16 protein-coding genes and 4 pseudogenes are annotated in these 19,218 nt (G+C 71.1%); 13 read left to right on the top strand and 7 right to left on the bottom strand.

Annotated features, from left to right (window positions below; translation table 11 throughout):
- Nucleotides 1-136: 136 nt before the first annotated feature.
- The 12 genes and pseudogenes from N8I87_RS09610 to N8I87_RS09555 form a co-directional block, all read left to right on the top strand.
- Nucleotides 137-1,078, top strand: a complete 942-nt coding sequence (locus tag N8I87_RS09610; RefSeq protein WP_263207339.1) for a 5-dehydro-4-deoxyglucarate dehydratase — start codon at nt 137-139, stop codon at nt 1,076-1,078.
- Nucleotides 1,075-2,241, top strand: a complete 1,167-nt coding sequence (locus N8I87_RS09605) for a hypothetical protein (protein WP_263207337.1) — start codon at nt 1,075-1,077, stop codon at nt 2,239-2,241. Before N8I87_RS09610 ends, N8I87_RS09605 begins: the two co-directional genes overlap by 4 nt.
- Nucleotides 2,242-2,372: 131 nt before the next feature.
- A complete protein-coding gene (locus N8I87_RS09600) occupies nt 2,373-2,960 on the top strand; it encodes a TIGR03086 family metal-binding protein (protein ID WP_263207335.1) in 588 nt (195 codons plus the stop codon).
- A 42-nt stretch (nt 2,961-3,002) separates the two neighbouring features.
- Nucleotides 3,003-3,473 (top strand): annotated as a pseudogene (locus N8I87_RS09595) (DUF6368 family protein); the annotation flags it as partial.
- A 22-nt stretch (nt 3,474-3,495) separates the two neighbouring features.
- Nucleotides 3,496-4,248, top strand: a complete 753-nt coding sequence (locus N8I87_RS09590; RefSeq protein ID WP_263207332.1) for an MBL fold metallo-hydrolase — start codon at nt 3,496-3,498, stop codon at nt 4,246-4,248.
- 154 nt (nt 4,249-4,402) lie between these two features.
- A complete protein-coding gene (locus N8I87_RS09585; protein WP_263207331.1) occupies nt 4,403-5,071 on the top strand; it encodes a GntR family transcriptional regulator in 669 nt (222 codons plus the stop codon).
- A complete protein-coding gene (locus N8I87_RS09580; RefSeq protein WP_263207330.1) occupies nt 5,068-5,979 on the top strand; it encodes a dihydrodipicolinate synthase family protein in 912 nt (303 codons plus the stop codon). Before N8I87_RS09585 ends, N8I87_RS09580 begins: the two co-directional genes overlap by 4 nt.
- Nucleotides 5,976-7,721 (top strand): L-arabinonate dehydratase, encoded by a 1,746-nt coding sequence (gene araD / locus N8I87_RS09575; protein ID WP_263216366.1) that lies wholly within the window; start codon nt 5,976-5,978, stop codon nt 7,719-7,721. Before N8I87_RS09580 ends, araD begins: the two co-directional genes overlap by 4 nt.
- Nucleotides 7,722-8,041: 320 nt before the next feature.
- Nucleotides 8,042-8,314 (top strand): annotated as a pseudogene (locus N8I87_RS09570) (sugar ABC transporter substrate-binding protein); the annotation flags it as partial.
- A gap of 9 nt (nt 8,315-8,323) precedes the next feature.
- The gene (locus tag N8I87_RS09565) at nt 8,324-9,412 is read left to right on the top strand and encodes a pectinesterase family protein (protein WP_263216364.1); all 1,089 of its coding nucleotides are present in this window, start codon (nt 8,324-8,326) and stop codon (nt 9,410-9,412) included.
- A gap of 99 nt (nt 9,413-9,511) precedes the next feature.
- Nucleotides 9,512-10,309 (top strand): HAD family acid phosphatase, encoded by a 798-nt coding sequence (locus tag N8I87_RS09560; protein ID WP_263207329.1) that lies wholly within the window; start codon nt 9,512-9,514, stop codon nt 10,307-10,309.
- Nucleotides 10,310-10,433: 124 nt separating this feature from the next.
- Nucleotides 10,434-10,790 (top strand): annotated as a pseudogene (locus N8I87_RS09555) (hypothetical protein); the annotation flags it as partial.
- A gap of 61 nt (nt 10,791-10,851) precedes the next feature.
- Here the strand turns inward: N8I87_RS09555 and N8I87_RS09550 are convergent.
- The 5 genes from N8I87_RS09550 to N8I87_RS09530 all read right to left on the bottom strand — a co-directional run bounded on the left by N8I87_RS09550 (nt 10,852) and on the right by N8I87_RS09530 (nt 15,553).
- The gene (locus tag N8I87_RS09550; RefSeq protein ID WP_263207328.1) at nt 10,852-11,682 is read right to left on the bottom strand and encodes a pectate lyase; all 831 of its coding nucleotides are present in this window, start codon (nt 11,680-11,682) and stop codon (nt 10,852-10,854) included.
- Nucleotides 11,683-11,767: 85 nt separating this feature from the next.
- Nucleotides 11,768-12,619: a hypothetical protein gene (locus tag N8I87_RS09545; RefSeq protein WP_263207326.1), complete on the bottom strand. Its 852-nt coding sequence runs from the start codon at nt 12,617-12,619 to the stop codon at nt 11,768-11,770.
- Nucleotides 12,616-13,185: a SigE family RNA polymerase sigma factor gene (locus tag N8I87_RS09540; RefSeq protein WP_263207324.1), complete on the bottom strand. Its 570-nt coding sequence runs from the start codon at nt 13,183-13,185 to the stop codon at nt 12,616-12,618. Before N8I87_RS09540 ends, N8I87_RS09545 begins: the two co-directional genes overlap by 4 nt.
- A 197-nt stretch (nt 13,186-13,382) precedes the next feature.
- Entirely contained in the window at nt 13,383-14,837 is a 1,455-nt protein-coding gene (locus tag N8I87_RS09535) for a peptidoglycan D,D-transpeptidase FtsI family protein (RefSeq protein ID WP_263207322.1), read from the bottom strand.
- Between the two features lie 53 nt (nt 14,838-14,890).
- On the bottom strand, nt 14,891-15,553 hold the full coding sequence (locus N8I87_RS09530; protein ID WP_263207320.1) for a response regulator transcription factor: 663 nt from the start codon (nt 15,551-15,553) through the stop codon (nt 14,891-14,893).
- A 235-nt stretch (nt 15,554-15,788) separates the two neighbouring features.
- On the opposite strand from N8I87_RS09530, the gene N8I87_RS09525 reads away from it, so the two are divergent.
- On the top strand, nt 15,789-16,979 hold the full coding sequence (locus N8I87_RS09525; RefSeq protein ID WP_263207318.1) for an IS110 family RNA-guided transposase: 1,191 nt from the start codon (nt 15,789-15,791) through the stop codon (nt 16,977-16,979).
- Here N8I87_RS09525 and N8I87_RS09520 read toward each other — a convergent pair.
- Both N8I87_RS09520 and N8I87_RS09515 read right to left on the bottom strand, forming a co-directional pair.
- Nucleotides 16,963-18,236, bottom strand: a pseudogene (locus N8I87_RS09520) (sensor histidine kinase). The gene N8I87_RS09525 and the pseudogene N8I87_RS09520 overlap by 17 nt on opposite strands.
- Nucleotides 18,233-19,201, bottom strand: coding sequence for a hypothetical protein (locus N8I87_RS09515; protein WP_263207316.1), 969 nt, complete (start codon nt 19,199-19,201; stop codon nt 18,233-18,235). The pseudogene N8I87_RS09520 and the gene N8I87_RS09515 overlap by 4 nt, the downstream one beginning before the upstream one ends.
- Between the last annotated feature and the right edge of the window lie 17 nt (nt 19,202-19,218).

Raw genomic sequence — 19,218 nt, 5'->3', positions numbered from 1 at the left:
AGTGTGGCGTGGCGTGCGGAAATCTGCCGCTCTGTTGCTCGTTTGTCCGCTTGACCGGTCCCGAGGAGGGCCCGTAGCGTGGTCGTGTTCAGAAATATAGACACCGATCAGAAACATGCACCGACAGGGAGCGCCCGTGACGCCAGCCCCTCTCGCCGCCCGACTCCGTGTCCCGAGCGGACCGCTGTTCTTCCCCGTCACGGCCTACGGCCCCGACGGCTCGGTCGACCTCGACGTCTACCGCACGCATGTGCGCCGGGGCGTCGAGGCGGGCGCCGCCGCCGTGTTCGCCTGCTGTGGCACCGGGGAGTTCCACGCGCTGCTGCCCGAGGAGTTCGAGGCCTGCGTCCGGGCAGCCGTCGAGGCGGCCGGGGGGCGGGTACCGGTCGCCGCGGGCGCCGGGTACGGCACCTCCCTCGCCGTCCGCTACGCACGGCTCGCCGAGGCCGCCGGTGCCGACGGGCTGCTGGCCATGCCGCCGTACCTCGTCGTCGCCGGCCAGGAGGGCCTGCTGCGGCACTACCGCGAGGTGGCCGCGGCGACCGCCCTGCCCGTGATCGTCTACCAGCGGGACAACGCCGTCTTCACCCCGCCGACCGTCGTCGAGCTGGCGCGCACCGAGGGCATCATCGGCTTCAAGGACGGCCTCGGCGACCTCGACCTGATGCAGCGCATCGTCAGCGCCGTACGCGCCGAGGCCCCCGGCGACTTCCTGTACTTCAACGGGCTCCCGACCGCCGAACAGACCCAGCTCGCCTACCGCGCCCTCGGCATCACCCTCTACTCCTCCGCCGTGTTCTGCTTCGCGCCCGAGATCGCCCTCGCCTTCCACCGCGCGCTGGAGACCGGCGACGAGACCACCGCGCACCGCCTTCTGGATGGCTTCTACCGGCCGTTCGTCGAACTGCGCGCCCAGGGCCGCGGCTACGCCGTCGCCCTCGTCAAGGCGGGCGTACGGCTGCGCGGACTGGACGTGGGGGAGGTGCGGCCCCCGCTGCAGGAGCCGACCGAGGACCATGTCAAGCAGCTCGCCCAGATCATCGAACGTGGCCACGCGCTGCTGGAGGAGGACGCGTGAAGGCGTCGGCGTTCGTCTACCCCTGGGACGTCGTCGGGGACCCGGAGGCAGCCGACCGCATCGCCGCGCTCGGGGTGGCCCAGGCGACCCTCGCGGCCGCCTACCACTCCACGCGCGCGCTGACCCCTCGCCACCCCCGCCACCGTGTCGTCACCGCCGAGCACGCGGCCGTGCTGTATCCGCCCGGCGACCGCTGGACGGGCCGCACTATACGTCCGTACCCGGCCGGGGACTGGGCGCCCGGGGACGCCTACGGCACGGCGGCCGCGGCGCTCGCGGCGGCCGGCCTGGAGGTCCACACCTGGGTCGTCCTCGCGCACAACTCCCGCCTGGGCGCCGAACACCCGGACACCTCCGTCGTCAACGCCTACGGCGACCGCTACCCCTGGGCGCCGTGCGTCGCGCAGCCCGCCACGCGCGCGTACCTCGTCGATCTGGCCGCGGAGGCCGCCGTACGGCCCGGAGCCGGGGGCACCGAGCTGGAGTCCCTCGGCTGGTACGGCCTCGCGCATCTGCACGCCCACGACAAGACCGGTGGGGTCGGCCTCGGGGAGGCCGGCCAGTACCTGATGTCGCTCTGCTTCTGCCCCGCCTGCCGGGACGGGTACGGCGGACAGGGCCTGGACCCCGACGAACTGGCCACCGTCGTACGGACCGCTCTCCAGCCGCTGTGGCAGGGCGCGCCCGGCGACGGGGGCTGGGTGGGCGTGGAGAAGCTCCTCGGCGTGCGGCAGGCCGCCGCCACGCGCGCGTGGCGCGAGGAAACCGCCCGCACGCTCCAGGAGGAGGCCGTCGCCGCGGTCCGCGCGGCCGCGCCCGACGGATTCCAGGTACTGCTCCACGCGGACCCGGTGGCTTACCACTGCGGTGCCAACGTGGGCGTGGACCCGGCCCACATCCTGTCCGTCGCGGACGGCGCGGTCGTCCCCTGCGCGGGCGGCCCCGGCCTGCTGACACCGTTCGCGGAGCAGGGGCGCGCGGACGCCGTCCTCGCCGCCAACTTCACCGTGGTCTCCGGGATGGGCGGCAGCCCCGGCACACTCGCGGCGGACGCGGCCCGGGCACGGGAGCTGGGGGCGACGGAACTGCGGCTGTATCACGCCGGGTTGGCATCGGACGGGGACCTGGCGGCGGTGCGGGACGCGCTGCTCGACCGGCGCTGAGCGAGTACCCCGGCCGGAGCCGGTGGAGGTGGGTCACGCTCCAGGAGGGCGGCCACCGATGAGTTCCGGAAACCCGGACAGTCCACCTTCCGTACGGAGACGTCCAGCGCGATTTCCCAAGGAGCAACCCGATGACCGACACGATCCTCGACCTCGGCCCGCAGACGCGTGAGCTGCTGCGGCTCGCCGAGGGTGTCACCGACGAGCAGCTCTCGGCCGCGACACCGTGTCCGGACTACGCGGTGCGCCACATGCTGGGGCACCTGCTGGGGCTGTCCGTCGCCTTTCGCGACGCCGCCCGCAAGGATCTGGGTGCCACCACCGACACCAGCCCGGACGCCGCCGAGCCGGACATCGGCCCCGGCTGGCGCGAGGAGCTGCCCAAGATCCTGGACGAGCTCACCGAGGCCTGGCGCGATCCCGCCGCGTGGACCGGAATGACCCGCGCGGGCGGTGTGGACCTGCCCGGCGCGGTCGCGGGTGCGGTCGTCGCCGACGAGCTGGTGATCCACGGCTGGGACCTGGCCCGCGCGACCGGCCGGCAGTACACCCCCGACCCCGCCGCCCTGCAGGCGTCGTACGGCTTCCTGCTCGCCGCGGCGGACGACCCCGACCGCGGCAACGGCGCCTTCGGCCCGGTGGTCCCCGTCCCGGCCGACGCCCCCTTGCTGGACCGCGCGGTGGGACTGAGCGGGCGGGATCCGGGGTGGCGGCCGTAGGACGGCACGAAAGAGAAACGGGTACGGAGCCGGGGCGAGGCGGACCGGGAGGTGGTGGCCGGTCTGCTTCCGTGGCTGGAGAGCTTCTGCGTACCGGTGGTGGTCCGGGACGACGGTGAGGTCGACTTCTGGGTCGAGGACCCGTCGGCGCTCGGACCGGGCGCCGATGCCGCGGGGACCGGCGCGTTCCTCCTGGCGGAGGACGAGCACGTCCCCGCGGCGGACGAGGACTGTTCGGCCTTCCCGAGCCCGCCCGTGCAGGGGGTGGTCCTGGCCGCAGGCTCCTCCGGTCCGGCGAACCACCGGATGCTGGGCCACCTCGCGCTCGCCCTCGCGCGACGCCTCGACGCCTTGATCGACTTCGAGGGGGTGCTGGACGTGCCCGAGCTGCCGGGGCTGCTCGCTCAGGTGGCGTACGGCACCGGTGACGGCGGATGCGGGCTGCGTCACGTCGGGGACGCCGAATTCCTCGACGCCTGGCTGCGACAGCCCGGATTACGTCTGATCAAGTAGGCCGCGACATTACGCTCCGGATATGCCCCTCGCCCTCACCGTCCTCGGCACCGCCTCCCCGTACCCGCGGCCGGGGTGCCCGTGTTCCGGATATCTGCTGCGGGGCGGTGGCGCCGAGGTGTGGGTGGACGCGGGGTCCGGGACCTTCGCCGAGTTGCAGCGGCACACGGATCCCGCGCGGCTCACGGCGATCTGGATCTCGCATCTGCACGCCGACCACAGCGCGGATCTGCTCGCCGCTGCCTACGGCTTCGCGTTCGGCGGCATGGCTCCGCCCGCGCCGGTTCCGGTGTACGCGCCACGGGACTGCGCCCGGCGGCTGGCGGGCTTCTTCGGGAAGCCCGATCTGGACTTCCTGAACGGTGTCTTCGACTTCCGGCCCCTGTACGACGGCCATGTCGCCCAGCACTGGAATCTGCGCCTCACCGCCCGCGCCGTCGCCCACGGCACCGAGGCCTACGGACTGCGCGCCGAGTGCCAGGGGAGTGTGCTGGCCTACTCGGGGGACAGCGGACCCTGTGCCGCTCTCGTCGAACTCGCCACCCGCGCCGACCTGTTCCTCTGCGAGGCTGACATCGACGCGCATCGCGAGGGCGAACGGGTTCATCTGACGCCGGAGGACGCCGGCCGCATCGCCCGCGACGCCCATGTGCGCGAGCTGCTGATCACCCACGTCGGGCCGACGCTGGGCCGTGAGTCGGCGACCGCCCGCGCCGCGGTGTCCTTCGGCCGGCCCACGGACACCGCCCGTGAGGGCGACAGCAGGATCGTCTGAAGCTCCCCGACGGCTCCCCGACGGCACGTCAACTTCCTTTGTCAGAAGCATTGACGAGACACAGAGGCGCTCCTACCTTCAACGCGTCGTACTTCGTACGTCATATATGAGACGCGATACGTGAGATCACATACGCGAGATCCGAGAGGCGCGCATGACCTCTGTGCCCATGCCGATCCCGTCCCGCACGCAGTTCGTGCTGGACGCGATCAAACACCGCATCCTCACCGGACAGTTGACGCCAGGTCAGGCCCTGGTCGAAACCGAGCTCGCCGCACAGCTCGGGGTGTCCAAGACCCCGGTGCGCGAGGCGCTCAAGACCCTGGCCGGGACCGGACTGGTCGTGATGAGCCAGTACAAGGGCGTCACGGTGCGCATGGTGGACGCGGACATGGCACGCGAGGTCTACGACGTGCGGCTGCTGCTCGAACCGGAGGCACTGAAGCGGGCCGTGCGGCTCGGCGCCTCCCTCGACGCCGCCCGGGACGCGCTGACCCGGGCCGACGAGGCGAAGGACACCGCCGAACGCTCCCTCGCCAACCGGGAGTTCCACCGCGCCCTCTACCTGCCGTGCGGCAACCCGCTGCTCGGCCGGATGCTCGACGAGGTCCGCGACCAGGCCGCCCTCGTCTCCGCCGTCGCCTGGGCCGCCGACCCCTCCTGGGAACGGGAGGCCGGTGAGCACCGCGAGATCCTGCGGCTCGCCCTTGAGGGCGACGCGGCCGGCGCGGCCGACGCCCTGCACGCCCACATCGCGTCGTTCGTCCGGCGGGCGTTCCCGCAGGCCACCGACGAGTCACCGGCAGAGGAAGGTCAGGAATGAGCGGCGTGACGTTCGAGACCCAGCGGGCGGCCCTGGCCGAGGTGGTGGCGATCCCGGTGACCCCGTTCGCCGAGGACGGCACCGTCGACCGGGACGTCCACCGGGCCGTGCTGCGCAGGCTGCTCGACGGCGGTGTCACCACGCTCACCCCCAACGGCAACACCGGCGAGTTCTACGCCCTCACCCCCGAGGAGCGCCGGCTCGTCACCGAGCTGACCCTCGACGAGGCCGGCGAGCGCGCCGCCGTCGTCGTCGGCGTCGGCCACGATCTGCCCACCGCCGTCGCGACCGCCCGGCACGCCCGCGAGCGAGGTGCCGGGATGGTGATGGTCCACCAGCCCGTCCACCCGTACGTCGCGCAGAGCGGCTGGGTCGACTACCACCGTGCGATCGCCGGGGCCGTCCCCGAACTGGGCGTCGTCCCCTACATCCGCAACGCCCAATTGCCCGGCGCCCGCCTCGCCGAACTCGCCGACTCCTGCCCGAACGTCATCGGCGTCAAGTACGCGGTTCCGGACGCCGCCCGCTTCGCCGCCTTCTCCCGGGACGCCGGACTCGACCGCTTCGTCTGGGTGGCCGGTCTCGCCGAGCCGTATGCCCCCTCGTACTTCTCCGCGGGGGCCACCGGCTTCACCTCCGGGCTCGTGAACGTCGCCCCGGCCGTTTCGCTGAACATGATCGAAGCTCTTCGATCCGGCGACTACCCCGCCGCCATGAAGGTCTGGGAGCAGATCCGCCGCTTCGAGGAACTGCGCGCCGCGAACGGCTCCGCCGACAACGTCACCGTCGTCAAGGAGGCCCTCGCCTCCCTCGGCCTGTGCCGCCGCGAGGTCCGCCCGCCCAGCAGGCAGCTGCCCGCGGAAGAGCGCGCCGAGGTCGCCGCCATCGTCGCCGGATGGTCGATATGAGCAACGGCATCAACAACGGCATCAAGAAGGGCGCTGAGCTCAGAAGCCACGCGTGGTACGGCACCGACGGGCTGCGCTCCTTCAGCCACCGCGCCCGCACCCGCCAGCTCGGCTATCTGCCCGAGGAGCACCTGGGCAAGCCGGTCATCGCGATCCTCAACACCTGGTCGGACATCAACCCCTGCCACATGCACCTGAGGGACCGGGCCCAGGCCGTCAAGCGCGGGGTGTGGCAGGCGGGCGGCTTCCCGCTCGAATTCCCGGTCTCCACCCTCAGCGAGACCTTCCAGAAGCCGACTCCGATGCTCTACCGCAACCTCCTCTCGATGGAGACCGAGGAACTGCTGCGCTCCTACCCGGTCGACGGCGCCGTCCTGATGGGCGGCTGCGACAAATCCACGCCCGCCCTGCTCATGGGCGCCGCGAGCGTCGACCTGCCCACGGTCTTCATGCCCGCCGGGCCGATGCTGCCGGGCCGCTGGCGGGGCGAGGTCCTCGGCTCCGGCACCGACATGTGGAAGTACTGGGACGACAAGCGCGCCGGCCTCATCGGCGATTGTGAGATGGCCGAGCTGGAGAGCGGCCTGGCCCGCTCACCCGGCCACTGCATGACGATGGGTACGGCCTCCACGCTCACCGCCGCCGCCGAGGCGCTGGGTGTGACCGTCCCGGGCGCGTCCAGCATCCCGGCCGTGGACTCCGGGCACGACCGGATGGCCGCCGCGTCGGGCCTGCGCATCGTCGAACTGGTCCACCAGGACCGGAAGTTGTCCCACATCCTCACCCGCGAGGCCTTCGAGGACGCGGTCGCCACCGTCCTCGGGCTCGGTGGCTCCACCAACGCCGTGATCCATCTGATCGCCATGGCGGGCCGGGCAGGGGTACGGCTCACCCTCGACGACTTCGACCGCATCGCCCGCACGGTCCCGGTCCTCGCCGACGTCCGCCCCGGCGGACAGCGGTATCTGATGGAGGACTTCCACTTCGCGGGCGGCCTGGCCGGATTCCTCTCCCGCATCCCGGACCTGCTCCATCTCGACCGGCCGACGGTCTCGTACGACACCCTGCGCGAGCAGCTCGCGGGTGCCCGGGTGCACGACGACGACGTCATCAGGACCCGCGACAACCCGGTCGCGAGCGAGGGCGGGGTGGCCGTGCTGCGCGGCAACCTCTGCCCGGACGGCGCGGTCATCAAGCACATCGCCGCCGAGCCGCACCTGCTCAAGCACACCGGTCCCGCCGTCGTCTTCGACGACTACCGGACGATGCAGCGCACCATCAACGACCCGGAGCTCGGCATCACCGCCGACAGCGTCCTCGTGCTTCGGGGCGCCGGACCCAGGGGCGGACCGGGCATGCCCGAGTACGGCATGCTGCCCCTCCCGGACCACCTGCTCAAGCAGGGCGTGCGGGACATGGTGCGGATCTCCGACGCCCGGATGAGCGGCACGAGTTACGGCGCGTGCGTGCTGCACGTGGCGCCGGAGTCGTACGTCGGCGGACCGCTGGCCCTCGTCCGCACCGGCGACTCGATCACCCTCGACATCGAGACACGCACCCTCCAGCTCGACGTCGGCGACGAGGAGCTGGAGCGCAGGAGGGCGGAGTGGACGCCGCCGCCCGCCCGTTACGAGCGTGGCTACGGCGCGCTCTACAACGAGCAGATCACCCAGGCCGACACCGGCTGCGACTTCGAGTTCCTGGCCCGGCCGGGGAGGGTGCCGGACCCGTACGCGGGGTGATCCCCACAAGCCGAACCCGCACACCGGCACCCTGCCGGAACCATCTTGGAAGCCCTTCGCCATGCGAGCGTGGCAAGCGCTTACTGCATCCGTTGTGGCAACGCGTGAACGGAGAACAGTCGTGACTCCACCCACCGCCGAAGCGGGCGGCTTCCAACCCGAGGGTTGCGGTCCAGCCCGAACCGACCCCTACTGGCGGGGCGTACGCACGCCACCACAGAGCGTGATGATCATGTCTGCGTCAATCGAGAAAGGGACCCTCATGGCCCAAGCCGCAGCCGTGGCGAAACCGCCCGCGCCACCCCGGCGGCGGCACCCGCGCGGGGCAGGTGCCGGCCAACACGGAGGCGGCGCAGGACGCATGGGTTCAGCAGTCGGCGGCGACCCGGCTCGCCGCCGAGGCGCTGAACGGGTCCAGCACGAAGATCGTGCAGTTGCCGTACTACTTGCCGGACTGGAACACCATCCCCAAGGCCGACAACGAGCCGAACTTCCAGAAGGTGCTGCTCGGGAAGATGAGCGCGAAGGAGTTCCTGGACACGCTTGCCGATCAGCTCAATGCTGCGCAGGCCGACTGGAAGAAGAACCACTGAGAGTTCGGGCTGGCGGGTGCCGCGCTGGGCCCGCTGCCGGCGGCACCCGCGCGGGCCGACGGCGGGCCGCGCCCGTTCGGCCGGTACGGTTCACCGGCCCGCCGCCTGAACCCCGCCAACCTGTACGTCGATCCGTACGGCCGGGGCGACCACACCTCCGTCCAGGCCGCGGTGACCGCCGCGAGCGGGGGTGGCCGGACGCTGGTCATCGCACCGGGCACCTACCGGGAGACGGTCGTCGTCGACGCCACCCGCACGGAGGCGACCTGGATCGGCGCCTCGGAGGACCCCCGGGACGTCGTGATCGTGTACGACAGCGCGGCCGGCACACCCAGGCCCGGTGGCGGCACCTACGGCACCACCGGATCGGCCACCACCACGGTGCAGGCGGACGGCTTCACCGCTCGCTGGATCACCTTCGCCAACGACTGGCTGCGCGCCGACCACCCGGAGATCACGGGCACCCAGGCCGTGGCCGTCAAGGTGCAGGGCGACCGGAGCGCGTTCACACACTGCCGGTTCCTCGGTCACCAGGACACCCTCTACGCCGACTCGATCGCGCTCGGCGTCTTCGCCCGTCAGTACTACCGCGACTGTTACGTCGAGGGCGATGTCGACTTCGTCTTCGGCCGGGCCACGGCGGTCCACGAGCACTGTCACTTCCGCACCCTGAACCGCACCGACCTGGCCGCCGCGCCGTACGGCTTCGTCTTCGCGCCCTCCACGGCGGTCGCCAAGCCGCGCGGCTACCTGGTCACCCGAAGCCGTGTCAGCAGCGAGGCCCCGGACGCCTTCTACAAGCCGGCCCGCCCCTGGGTCCCCGGTTCCGACCCCACCGCCCGTCCGATGCTCACGGTCCGGGACACCCGGCTCGGCCCCGGTATCGACGCGGTCGCGCCCTACACCACCATGTCGGCCGCCCATCCGCGGCAGACCCAGCGGTTCGCCGAGTACCGCGACACGGGCCCGGGTGCCGAGATCACCGTCCCGGAGAACCGGCCCCAACTCACCGACGAACAGGCCCGCTCGGCGACCCGCGAGACGTATCTCGGCGACCGGACCCCGTGGAAGGAGTCCGTGGACCAGACCACGAATTGAGCCGGACGGGTGAAGTGAGGCCCGTGTCACCTGTGGGATAGATATCGATCAGGCAACGGGCCTCGCGCTCACCGTGGTGACGCGCGTAGAACCTTTGTCATGCATAAATCACTGCGTCTCGCGGCCGTCGCCGCCGCCTGTGCTGTCGCCGGTGGCGCCCTCTACGGGGCCGGCGCGGCCACCGCACACCAGTCGACGGCCAACTCCACCCACGAGCCCTACAACATCGGGCTCCTGGTGAAGGACATCGACACGTACTACGGCACCACCGCCGACAGCAACGGCGTGTACCAGGCGTCCCCGGACAGCCCGTACGCCAAGGACCTGGCGGGCATCGACTCCGCCGCCAGGCGCTACATCGACCGGGCCGCGCACAAGGCCCACCACCGGGGCGAGAAGCCCGCGGTCGTCTTCGACATCGACGACACGCTGCTGCTCAGCCTCGACTACGAGAAGCGCTACAACTACACCTACAACGGCACCACCTGGGCGGACTATGTGAACAAGGCCGACCGCCCGGCCGTCTTCGGCAGCCCCGAGCTGGTCCGGTACGCCGAGTCCAAGGGCGTCGAGGTCTTCTACAACTCGGGCCTGAGCGAGGCGCAGCGCACCGCCGCGGTCGAGAACCTGAAGAAGATCGGCGCCGATGTGAACCTCGACGCCGACCACATGTTCCTCAAGGACAAGGCCAACCCGCCGGCCTACCTGAAGGACTGCGCCACCCCGGGCGCCTGGAACTGCACGACCGTGCAGTACAAGGCCGGCACCCGTGAGCACATCGAGGACGACCTCGGGTACGACATCATCGCCAACTTCGGCGACCAGTACTCGGACCTCGACGGCGGCTACGCCGACCGGACGTACAAGCTGCCGAACCCGACGTACTTCGTGAGCTAGTCGGTGAGCCGGCCCGGTACGGGCCGGACGCCTGGACGCGACCGTCTTCCGCTCGGTCCACGCACCGAGCGGGGACGGTCCCGTCGCGTTTCCTTTCGTGCGGGTGCGGCAACCTCTTTCGGCCACGGCGAACTCCAACACGGGTGCGATCGTGCTGAACCGCAACACCGCGTACGCCAACACCGAGGCGGGCTTCTACTTCGCCACCGGCAAGGCACGCCTCGCGCGCAATCTGGCGGTCGGCAACAAGGGGGGCCTGGCCAAGCTGGGCTCCCGTACCGTGTCCGCCGCGAACAACTGGGACAGTGGCGTCGCCACCCCGGCCTTCAGGTCGACGGACGCGACGACGGCGTACGGGTCCCGTGCGTCGAACGGCTCACTGCCCACGACCACGTTCCTGACCACGGGCAGCACGGCCATCGGCGCCACGATGAACCAGGTGATCGGCCAGGCAACAGGCGAACGCCCCCGCCGGTGGTGACCGGCGGGGGCGTTCTCATGCCGGCCGAGGGGGGCCAGGCCGGCGGTTCGAGAGGGTTCGCTCACCCGTACGTGATGTCAGATGAGGAGAAGCGGCAGATGGTTCCGTCGGGGCCGGTGCCCAGTTCCGTCGGCTCCTTGCCGGTGTTGTTGCCCTTGAAGCGGACACAGGTCTTGATCTTCTTCTTGGTGTCGCCGTGGATGCGGATCTTGCGCAGCGCCGCGGTGTCCCCGTAGTTGGAGTTGACGCCGACAATGGCCTTGAGCGGCGCGGTGACGTCCACGTCGTTGATGATGACCGTCCGCTTGAACTGCTTCTTGCAGTTGCCGCAGGAGCGCACCAGCTTGCCGGAGTTCTCCACCTGGAACTTGCTGACGACGAGCTTGCCCGCGCCGTTGAACTGCAGGACCTTGTCGTCGGCGTTCTTCGCGCCACCCCCGTGGACCGTGTACACGGCCGAGGCGGAGGTGCCCTTGAAGGTCGCGGCGTCCTCGCCGACGTCCAGCCACCACACGTTCTGCAGGGTGCAGCTGCCCAGGCAGTGCACGCCGTCCGCGGCCGGAGTGCCGATGATGACGTTCTTCAGGGTCGCGCCGTCGGCGAGTTCGAAGATCGGGCCCTGGTCCTCGTCCTGGCTGTCGGTGCCCAGGGCGCCGGACCCGTAGAACTTGGTGAGCTTGCCGTCGTAGGTGCCCGACACCTCGATCGTCTTCGATACGGCCTTGCTGCCCTTGGCGGTTGGCCAGGAGGTCGCGGCGCCCGCGGAGGTCAGCATCGTCGTGGTGAAGATCGCGGCGCCGGAGATGCCGAGGGCGGCGGAGCCGGCGATCAGCGCCCGCCGCTTCGTGACCCGGCGGCGGTGGCGGACGCGCTGTTCAGCTCGTGCAGTCATGCCCATTCCTTGTGTGGGGAGAGGAACCTTGCGCTTCCTGGTCGCCACCGGTGGGGAAAGGGTTGCCGCCTCCGCGGAATCTTTCTTACGAGTCGCCCGTGCCGGTGTCGTGGGCCGCGAAGTCCCCGGTCACCGCGTACTGCTTGCCGCTCGCGCCGCCCGTGATGGTGTAGCGGTCGTCCTTGGCGTCCCGGCCGCCCTGCTGGTGGTTGTACTGCCCCGCGAACACCCACTCACCCGCCGCGACCTTGCGGCCCTCCTTCAGCGTCCATGTGTAGACCAGGAAGCCGTTGTCCTCGGTCACCGTCTGCGTGAAGTCGGTCTCCGGCAGCGAACGCCAGGCGCCGGCCGAGGACACCCCGCGGGTCTGGGCGACCTTCAGCCGCACGGTGAGCGAGCTCAGTTGCTCCGAGACCTTCAGGGTCACATTGCTCTGCGCCCAGAAGTCGTTGCTGTGCGGGTCCACCGAGCCGTCCGACCACAGCGGACCGTCCTGCTCACCCCGCGCGGTGGGCGCCTGCGCGGAGCCGGAGGCCGTCGGGGTCGGCGAGGGGGAGGAACTCGGCCTGCGGGAATCGTGGGTGGCACCCGAGCTGGGGGCCGGGACCGCCGAGTGGACCGGCGGCCGCGTCGTCGCGTCCGGCGACGGCGTGGGCGTCGGTGACACCGCGACCGTCTGCTGCGGGGGAGTCTTCTCCTTCACCGCGGACGCCACCGCGTACCCGCCGATCGCGAGGACACCGGCGACCGCGGCGGTGGCACTCGCCACCCGCACCCAGCCGAAGACGGGCGGGCGCGTGGCGCGGTGGTCTGAGCGGGTTCCGGCGGCCATGCCCCGCTCGACGCGGGCGAGGATGCGCGCGCGGTCGGGTTCGTGCGCCTCGGCCGCCTCGTGCAGCCGGGCGCGCAGCTCGTCGTGCACGTCCTGCTGCCTCATCGGTTCCTTCCTCCGCTCTCGCCGCCACGCGCCGCCACCGCCGCGTGCATCCTCTGCGGAACACCCTGGGCGCCGAGCAGCTTCTGCAGTTCGGCCATGCCCTTGGACGTCTGGCTCTTAACCGTACCCACCGAGACCCCCAGGGCGAGGGCGGTGTCCTTTTCCGACAGGTCGAACGCATGTCGAAGTACCACACATGCGCGTTTGCGGAAGGGCAGGCGGCGCAGCGCCGACTGCACATCCACCACGCCCGCCACGTCGGGGTTCTCGGTCTTCTCCTCGCGGTGCGACCAGAACAGCGCGATCCGGCGGCGCTCGCGGACCGCGCTGCGGATGCGGGTGCGGGCCAGATTGGCGACGACGCCGCGCGCGTACGCCACCGGGTGGTCGGCCGCGCGCACCCGGTCCCAGCGGTGCCACAGCGCGAGCAGCGCGTCCGCCGCGAGGTCGTCCGCCGCGTCCGCTTCGCCGGTCAGGAGGTGGGCGAGGCGGGACAGTTCGGCGTAGTGGCGTTCGAAGAAGGCGTGGAACTCCACCGAGGCGGCGTCGTCGACGACTGTGCCCACGGGTGACCTCTTCTGTCTGTGGGTGTCATGTGAATGACATGCGAGCATCCGGAGAAGCCCCGGACGGGATTCGGAGCGTAGCAGTGATCGTTTGGCCTGCCTTGTACGGGGGTTCGGACAAGGTTTGGCAGGTCGAACCCGATTACGTAACACGGAGACAACCCGAAACCGGTCAACGCGGGAACCCTTCGGCGCGCCTACTTCAACGCCGCCTGCATCATCGCCTTGGCCACCGGGGCCGCCAGGCCGTTGCCGCTCACTTCCGACCTCGCCGCGTCCGACTGCTCCACCATCACAGCGACCGCGACCTCCTTGCCGCTGCTGTCGGACTTGCCGTACGAGGTGAACCAGGCGTACGGGGTCTTGCTGTTGTTCTCGCCGTGCTGGGCCGTGCCCGTCTTGCCGCCCACGGTCACGCCGTCGATCAGCGCGTTCGTACCCGTGCCGTCCTTCACGACCGTCTCCATCGCCGACTGCAACTGCTCGGCGGTGGAGGAGCTGACGATCTCCTTGGTGTCCGTGGCGTCGTCGTAGTTCCGGAGCACATCACCACCGCTGTCGGTGATCTGCGAAACCATGTGCGGCGAGACCAGCTTGCCGCCGTTGGCTATGGCCGCCGACACCATGGCCATCTGGAGCGGAGTCGCCGTCACATCGAACTGGCCGATGCCCGACAGGGCCGTCTGTGCCTTGTCCATGTCCGACGGGTACACGCTCGCATAGGCGCGCACCGGCACATCCTGCTTGTCGTCGTCGAAGCCGAACTTCTCGGCCATCGCCCTCACCTTGTCCTGGCCGAGGTCGACGGCCATCTTGCCGAAGACGTTGTTGCAGGAGTAGCGCAGGGCGACCCGCATCGAGGCGTTCTCACAGGGCGCCGACTTGTTCTCGTTGTCGAGGGTCCTGGTGGTGCCGGGCAGCGTGTACGGGTCGGGGCTGTCGGTGTGTTCGTCCACGTTCTCGTACAGCCCGTCCTCCAGCGCGGCCGCCGCGACGACCAGCTTGAACGTCGAGCCCGGCGGCAGCGGCTGGCGCAGCGCGCGGTTGGTCAGCGGCTTGTCCGAGTCCGCGGTGAGCCGCTTCCAGGCACTCCCCGCGGTGTTGGCGTCGGTGAGCGTCGCGGGGTCGTACGACGGGGTCGACACGACCGCGAGGATCCTTCCGGTCTTCGGGTCGATGGCGACGGCCGCGCCCTTGTTGCCGCCCAGGGCCCGGTAGGCGGCCTTCTGCACATCGGGATCGATCGTCGTGACGACGTTGCCCGGATCGGCGCGCTCGCCGGTGACCGTGTCCATGATGTTCTTCAGCCGGTTGTCCGTGCCGTTGAGCAGGTCCTGGTAGATGCCCTCCAGCTGGGTCGGCGCATAGGCCTGGGACGCGTAGCCCGTGACCGCCGCGTACAACGGGCCGTTCTTGTACGTCCGCTTGTACGCGAGGTCGCCCCCCGTCGTCCGCGCCGAGCCGGTGATGGATTCGCCGGCCACGATGATGTTCCCGAGCGGCTCCGCGTACGTCTCGATCGCGTTGCGCCGGTTGTCCTTGTCGTCCGCGAGGGCCTGGCCGTCGTAGTACTGCACCCAGGTCGCCCTGATCAGCAGAGCGAGCACGAGCAGCAGCGCGAAGACGGACGCCCGCCTGATCGTCTTGTTCATCCCGGAAGAAGACGACCGAGAGGGCCGTAATCGTTCCCGTACGCCCGTTTTTCTCATCGGGGTCTCAGAAAGCCCGCCTCGTACGCGGCGATCACCGCCTGTGTCCGGTCCCGTGTGCCGGTCTTGGCCAGCACCGCCGCGACGTGTGTCTTCACGGTGGCGGGGCCGACCTCCATGCGCCGGGCGATCTCGGCGTTGGTGAGCCCGGCGGCCAGCTGCCGCAGCACCTCCTTCTCCCGGCCCGTGAGCCTCGCCACCCAGGCCGGAGGCGTCGGGACGGCGCGCGCGTACTCGGCGGCCAGCGCCCGTACGGCCGACGGGAACAGCAGGCTGTCGGTGCGCGCGACCAGTCGCACCGCCTGCACCAGCGCGTCGGCCTCGGCCCGCTTCAGCAGGAATCCGGCGGCTCCGGCGCGCAGCGCGTCGTACACATAGGAGTCGTTCTCGAAGGTGGTCACGACGACGATGCGGGGCGGCTCGTCGAGCGTGGCCAGGATCTGTTCGGTGGCCCGGATCCCGTCGGTCTGCGGCATGCGTACGTCCATCAGGACCACGTCGGGCCGCAGCTCCCGTACGACCGACACGGCCTCGGCGCCGGTCGCCGCCTCGCCGACGACCTCCAGGTCCGGCTCGGCGGAGAGAATGGCGCGCAGGGCCGTGCGCACCATGCGCTCGTCGTCGGCGACGACGATCCGGATGGTCGGGGCCTGGGTCATGCGGGTCCTACCTTTCAAGGGTGGTTGCTCTGGTCATTCGTAAGATCGGAGGGCCCAGGGGTTCTCGGTATGGCTGTCATGCGAGCGCCGGTTCGACGGCTCAAAGGACTTGGCCGCCCGGAGCCCCGCGACGACTCGACCGCCAATTGGGAGACGCGACTCGATCGCTGCTGTAGGACAACGTCGGCGAGGTCGTCTGCGGGATCGATGTGATGGCGAGCTGGCGGAGGGGAACGTGCCCGAGATCTGGGCCGGAGTGGACATCGGCAAGGAACACCACCATTGCGTGGTGATCAACGCGGATGGCGAACGTCTGCTGTCCCGTCGGGTCCTGAACGACGAGACCGAGCTGCTGCAGCTCATCGGCGATGTCCTGGCGATATCCACCGACGTGCTGTGGGCCGTCGACCTCAACCACGGCGGCGCCGCTTTGCTGATTGGCCTGCTGCTCAATCACGGCCAGCCGATGGCTTACCTCACCGGCCTGGCGGTCCACCGGGCCTCGGCCACCTACAAGGGCGAGGGCAAGACCGACGCGAAGGACGCCTTCGTCATCGCCGACCAGGCCCGGGTCCGCCGGGACCTCGGGCTGCTGCGGCCCGGTGACGAGATCGCCGTCGACCTGCGCACTCTGACCACCCGGCGGCTGGACGTGGTCTTCGACCGCACCCGGCAGATCAACCGTCTGCGGGCTCAACTGCTGGAGATCTTCCCCGCGTTGGAACGGTCGCTGGACCTGGTCAACAAGGGCCCGGTGACGCTGCTGACCGGCTACCAGACCCCGGCCGCGATCCGCCGCGCCGGCGTCAAGCGGATCGAGACCTGGCTGAAGCACCGCAAGGTCCGCGGCGCCGCCACGCTCGCGAAGAAGGCGGTGGAAGCCGCGCAAGCCCAGCAGACTGCGCTGCCCGGCGAGAGGCTGGCCGCCGCCATGGTGGTCCGCCTCGCGAAGGGGGTGATGGCCCTCGATGAGGAGATCGCCGAGCTCGACGCCCTGATCGAGGCCAGGTTTCGCGAGCATCCGCACGCCGAGGTGATCCGCAGCCTCCCCGGTATGGGCACCAAGCTGGGTGCCGAGTTCATCGCCGCCACCGGCGGTGACATGGACGCCTTCGGCAGCGCCGACCGACTGGCCGGCTTCGCCGGCTTGGCCCCCAGACCACGCGACTCCGGCCGCGTCAGCGGCAACCTGCGCAGGCCCAAGCGGTACCACCGTGGCCTGCTGCGGTCGATGTACCTCTCGGCGATGGTCAGCATCACGACATGCTCCGCCTCCAAGGCGTACTACCAGCGCAAGCGCAGCGAGGGGAAAGGACACAAGCAGGCCCTGCTGGCCCTCGCTCGCCGCAGGCTCAACGTCTTGTGGGCGATGATCCGTGACGGAGAGTGCTATCAAGGTTCACCTCCCGTCACGGCTGCGGCTTGACATCACGATTGGGAAGTCCTTTCATCGGCAGTCGTACGTGCAGCCGCCACATCCCCTCGGCCGGGCCCGCCGTCACCGTGCCGCCCAGGAGGCGGACGCGGTCGGCGACGCCTCGCAGCCCGTGGCCGCCGCCGGGGCGGGAGGGACAGGGGCCGCTCAGCGGGTTCTCCACGGTGATCTCCAGGTGCCCGTCGGCGGCCGCTATCCGCAGCGCGGCCACGACCTCGGCGCCCGCGTGCTTGAGGATGTTGCTCAGGCCTTCCTGCACGATGCGGTAGGCCTCGCGGGACAGCGGCGGCGGCAGCGTCGCCGGGTCGGCGGTGACGGCGGCCGTGACGCTCTGCCCGCCCGCCCGGGTCCGCCGCAGCAGCCCGTCCAGGTCGGCCGCAAGGGTCGGCGCGGGTGCCGTGCCGGGCGCGTCGCCGTCCCGCAGCACGCCGAGCACCGCGTCGAGCTCGCCCACCGTGCGCCGGGTGGTGTCCTCGATGGCGGCGAGGGCCTCGCGGACGAACTCCGGGTCGGTGTCGAGGACGCGACGGGCCGCGCTCGCCTGCAGGGTGACGGCGCTCAGGGCGTGGCCGACGGAGTCGTGCAGCTCGCGGGCGAGCCGGTTGCGCACCGCGAGGTCGGCGGCGCGCGCCTCCGCCGCCGCGAGCCGGTCCTCGGGGTGGGCCCGAGCAGCGCGGGCGCCCAGCGGGCCAGGAGCGCGCCGGACCCGGCCGCGCAGCCGGCGAGCGCGAGCAGCATGGCGACACCGGCGACCGGCGCGAGGGCCGGCGCCCAAGCGTGGTCGAGGACTTCGGGCAGGCCGAGCCGGGTGTCGCGCAGCCACGAGAAGAGCGGCAGCACGATCAGCACCGCCGCGAACGGCGGCACGGCGAGGGACATCCCCGAGACGATCCCGCCGAACCCCAGATGCAGCGTGAACCAGGCCGCCGTACGCCCCCGTGCGGCCCGGGTCCGGGCGGGACCGTGGGCCAGCGCGTCCGGGGGCACCCCGCACAGGGCGCGGGCGGCGCCCGCCTCCAGCGGGCGGGTCAGCGGGAACAGGGAGGTGACCGCGGCGATCGGCAACCCCACGGCGAAGGAGCCCAGTTGAACGGGCAGGTCGCCCCAGAAGCGGTTCGAGCCGAGGACAGGACCGACGATCACCTCGCCGACGAAGACGTACGGCATGGCGAGCGCGCCGCCCAGGATCAGATGGATCCAGCGGCGGCGCGCCGTGCGGCCGAACAGCGGCCGGGTGAACGTCCTCACCGCGCGGGCCGCCTCGAGGCGCGGGCGGACCGCTCGGCGAGGAACCGGGCGCCGAGGACCGCGACGAGGATGCCGGTGGCCACCTGGCCGGCGTAGGTGAGGTTCAGCAGCGGAGTCGGGCCGTCGGCGCCGTCGTTCACCCCGGTGAGCGGGGCCAGTGCCTGCCACGCGCCCCAGCAGGCCACCGCCCCGGAGCCGACCCAGCCCAGGGCGAGCGGCACGCCGAGGGGCAGTGGCCGTCCGTGGCGGAAGGCGAGCTGCCAGGCGCCGATCACGGCGGCGGCCAGGAAGCCGACGTACACCACCTCCGTCGGACGGCTGCCGCTCGTGTCCCGCCCGGTCGTGACCCCGCAGGCCCACAGCAGCCGGAGCGTGCCCGGAACCAGCGCGAACACGGCCGCCGTCACGGCGATCGTCCGCTGTGCGGCAGGCGCGCTCTGCGCGGGCAGGTCCCACACCCGCCCCTGCCACAGATGTCCCCACCGCTCGCGGGCGTACCCGACGAAGAGTGCCCCCAGCGCGAGCCCCTGCACAATGAACCCCCCGTACACGACCCCGAACACCCACCCGTCGAGGAACGGCCGGTCGTCACCGCTGTCCGTACCCCCGTGGACGACCAGTTGCAGCGGAAATCCCACCATGATCGGCGCGAGAAGTCCCGTGGCGACCCACATCGGCACCGCGAGCAGCCAGGAGGGCACCCGCCGTCCCCACGGCCGGGTCAGCAACAGCGCCAGCACGATGACGGCCGCGTCCATCAGCACGGTGAGCCCGTTGGCGAGCACCATGGTCACCCGATGCTTCAGCAGCGGACTCCCGTCCGGGATGCCGAGGTGACTCCCGGCGATCCAGGCGAGCTTGAGACCGAGATACGGCAGACAGGCGACGACGGCCACGAGCCGCAGCGCGCGGCGCCGGGAGCCGGTGGCAACGCGGGCCGGGGCGGGCGCGGTGGAGAGGTTCATGCCTCAACGCTCCCGCG

It is taken from the genome of Streptomyces sp. HUAS 15-9, from assembly GCF_025642155.1.
In the GTDB taxonomy this organism is placed as follows: Bacteria; Actinomycetota; Actinomycetes; order Streptomycetales; family Streptomycetaceae; genus Streptomyces.
Note: the sequence above shows the minus strand (reverse complement) of the source record. Positions and strands in the feature narration are given on the sequence as shown.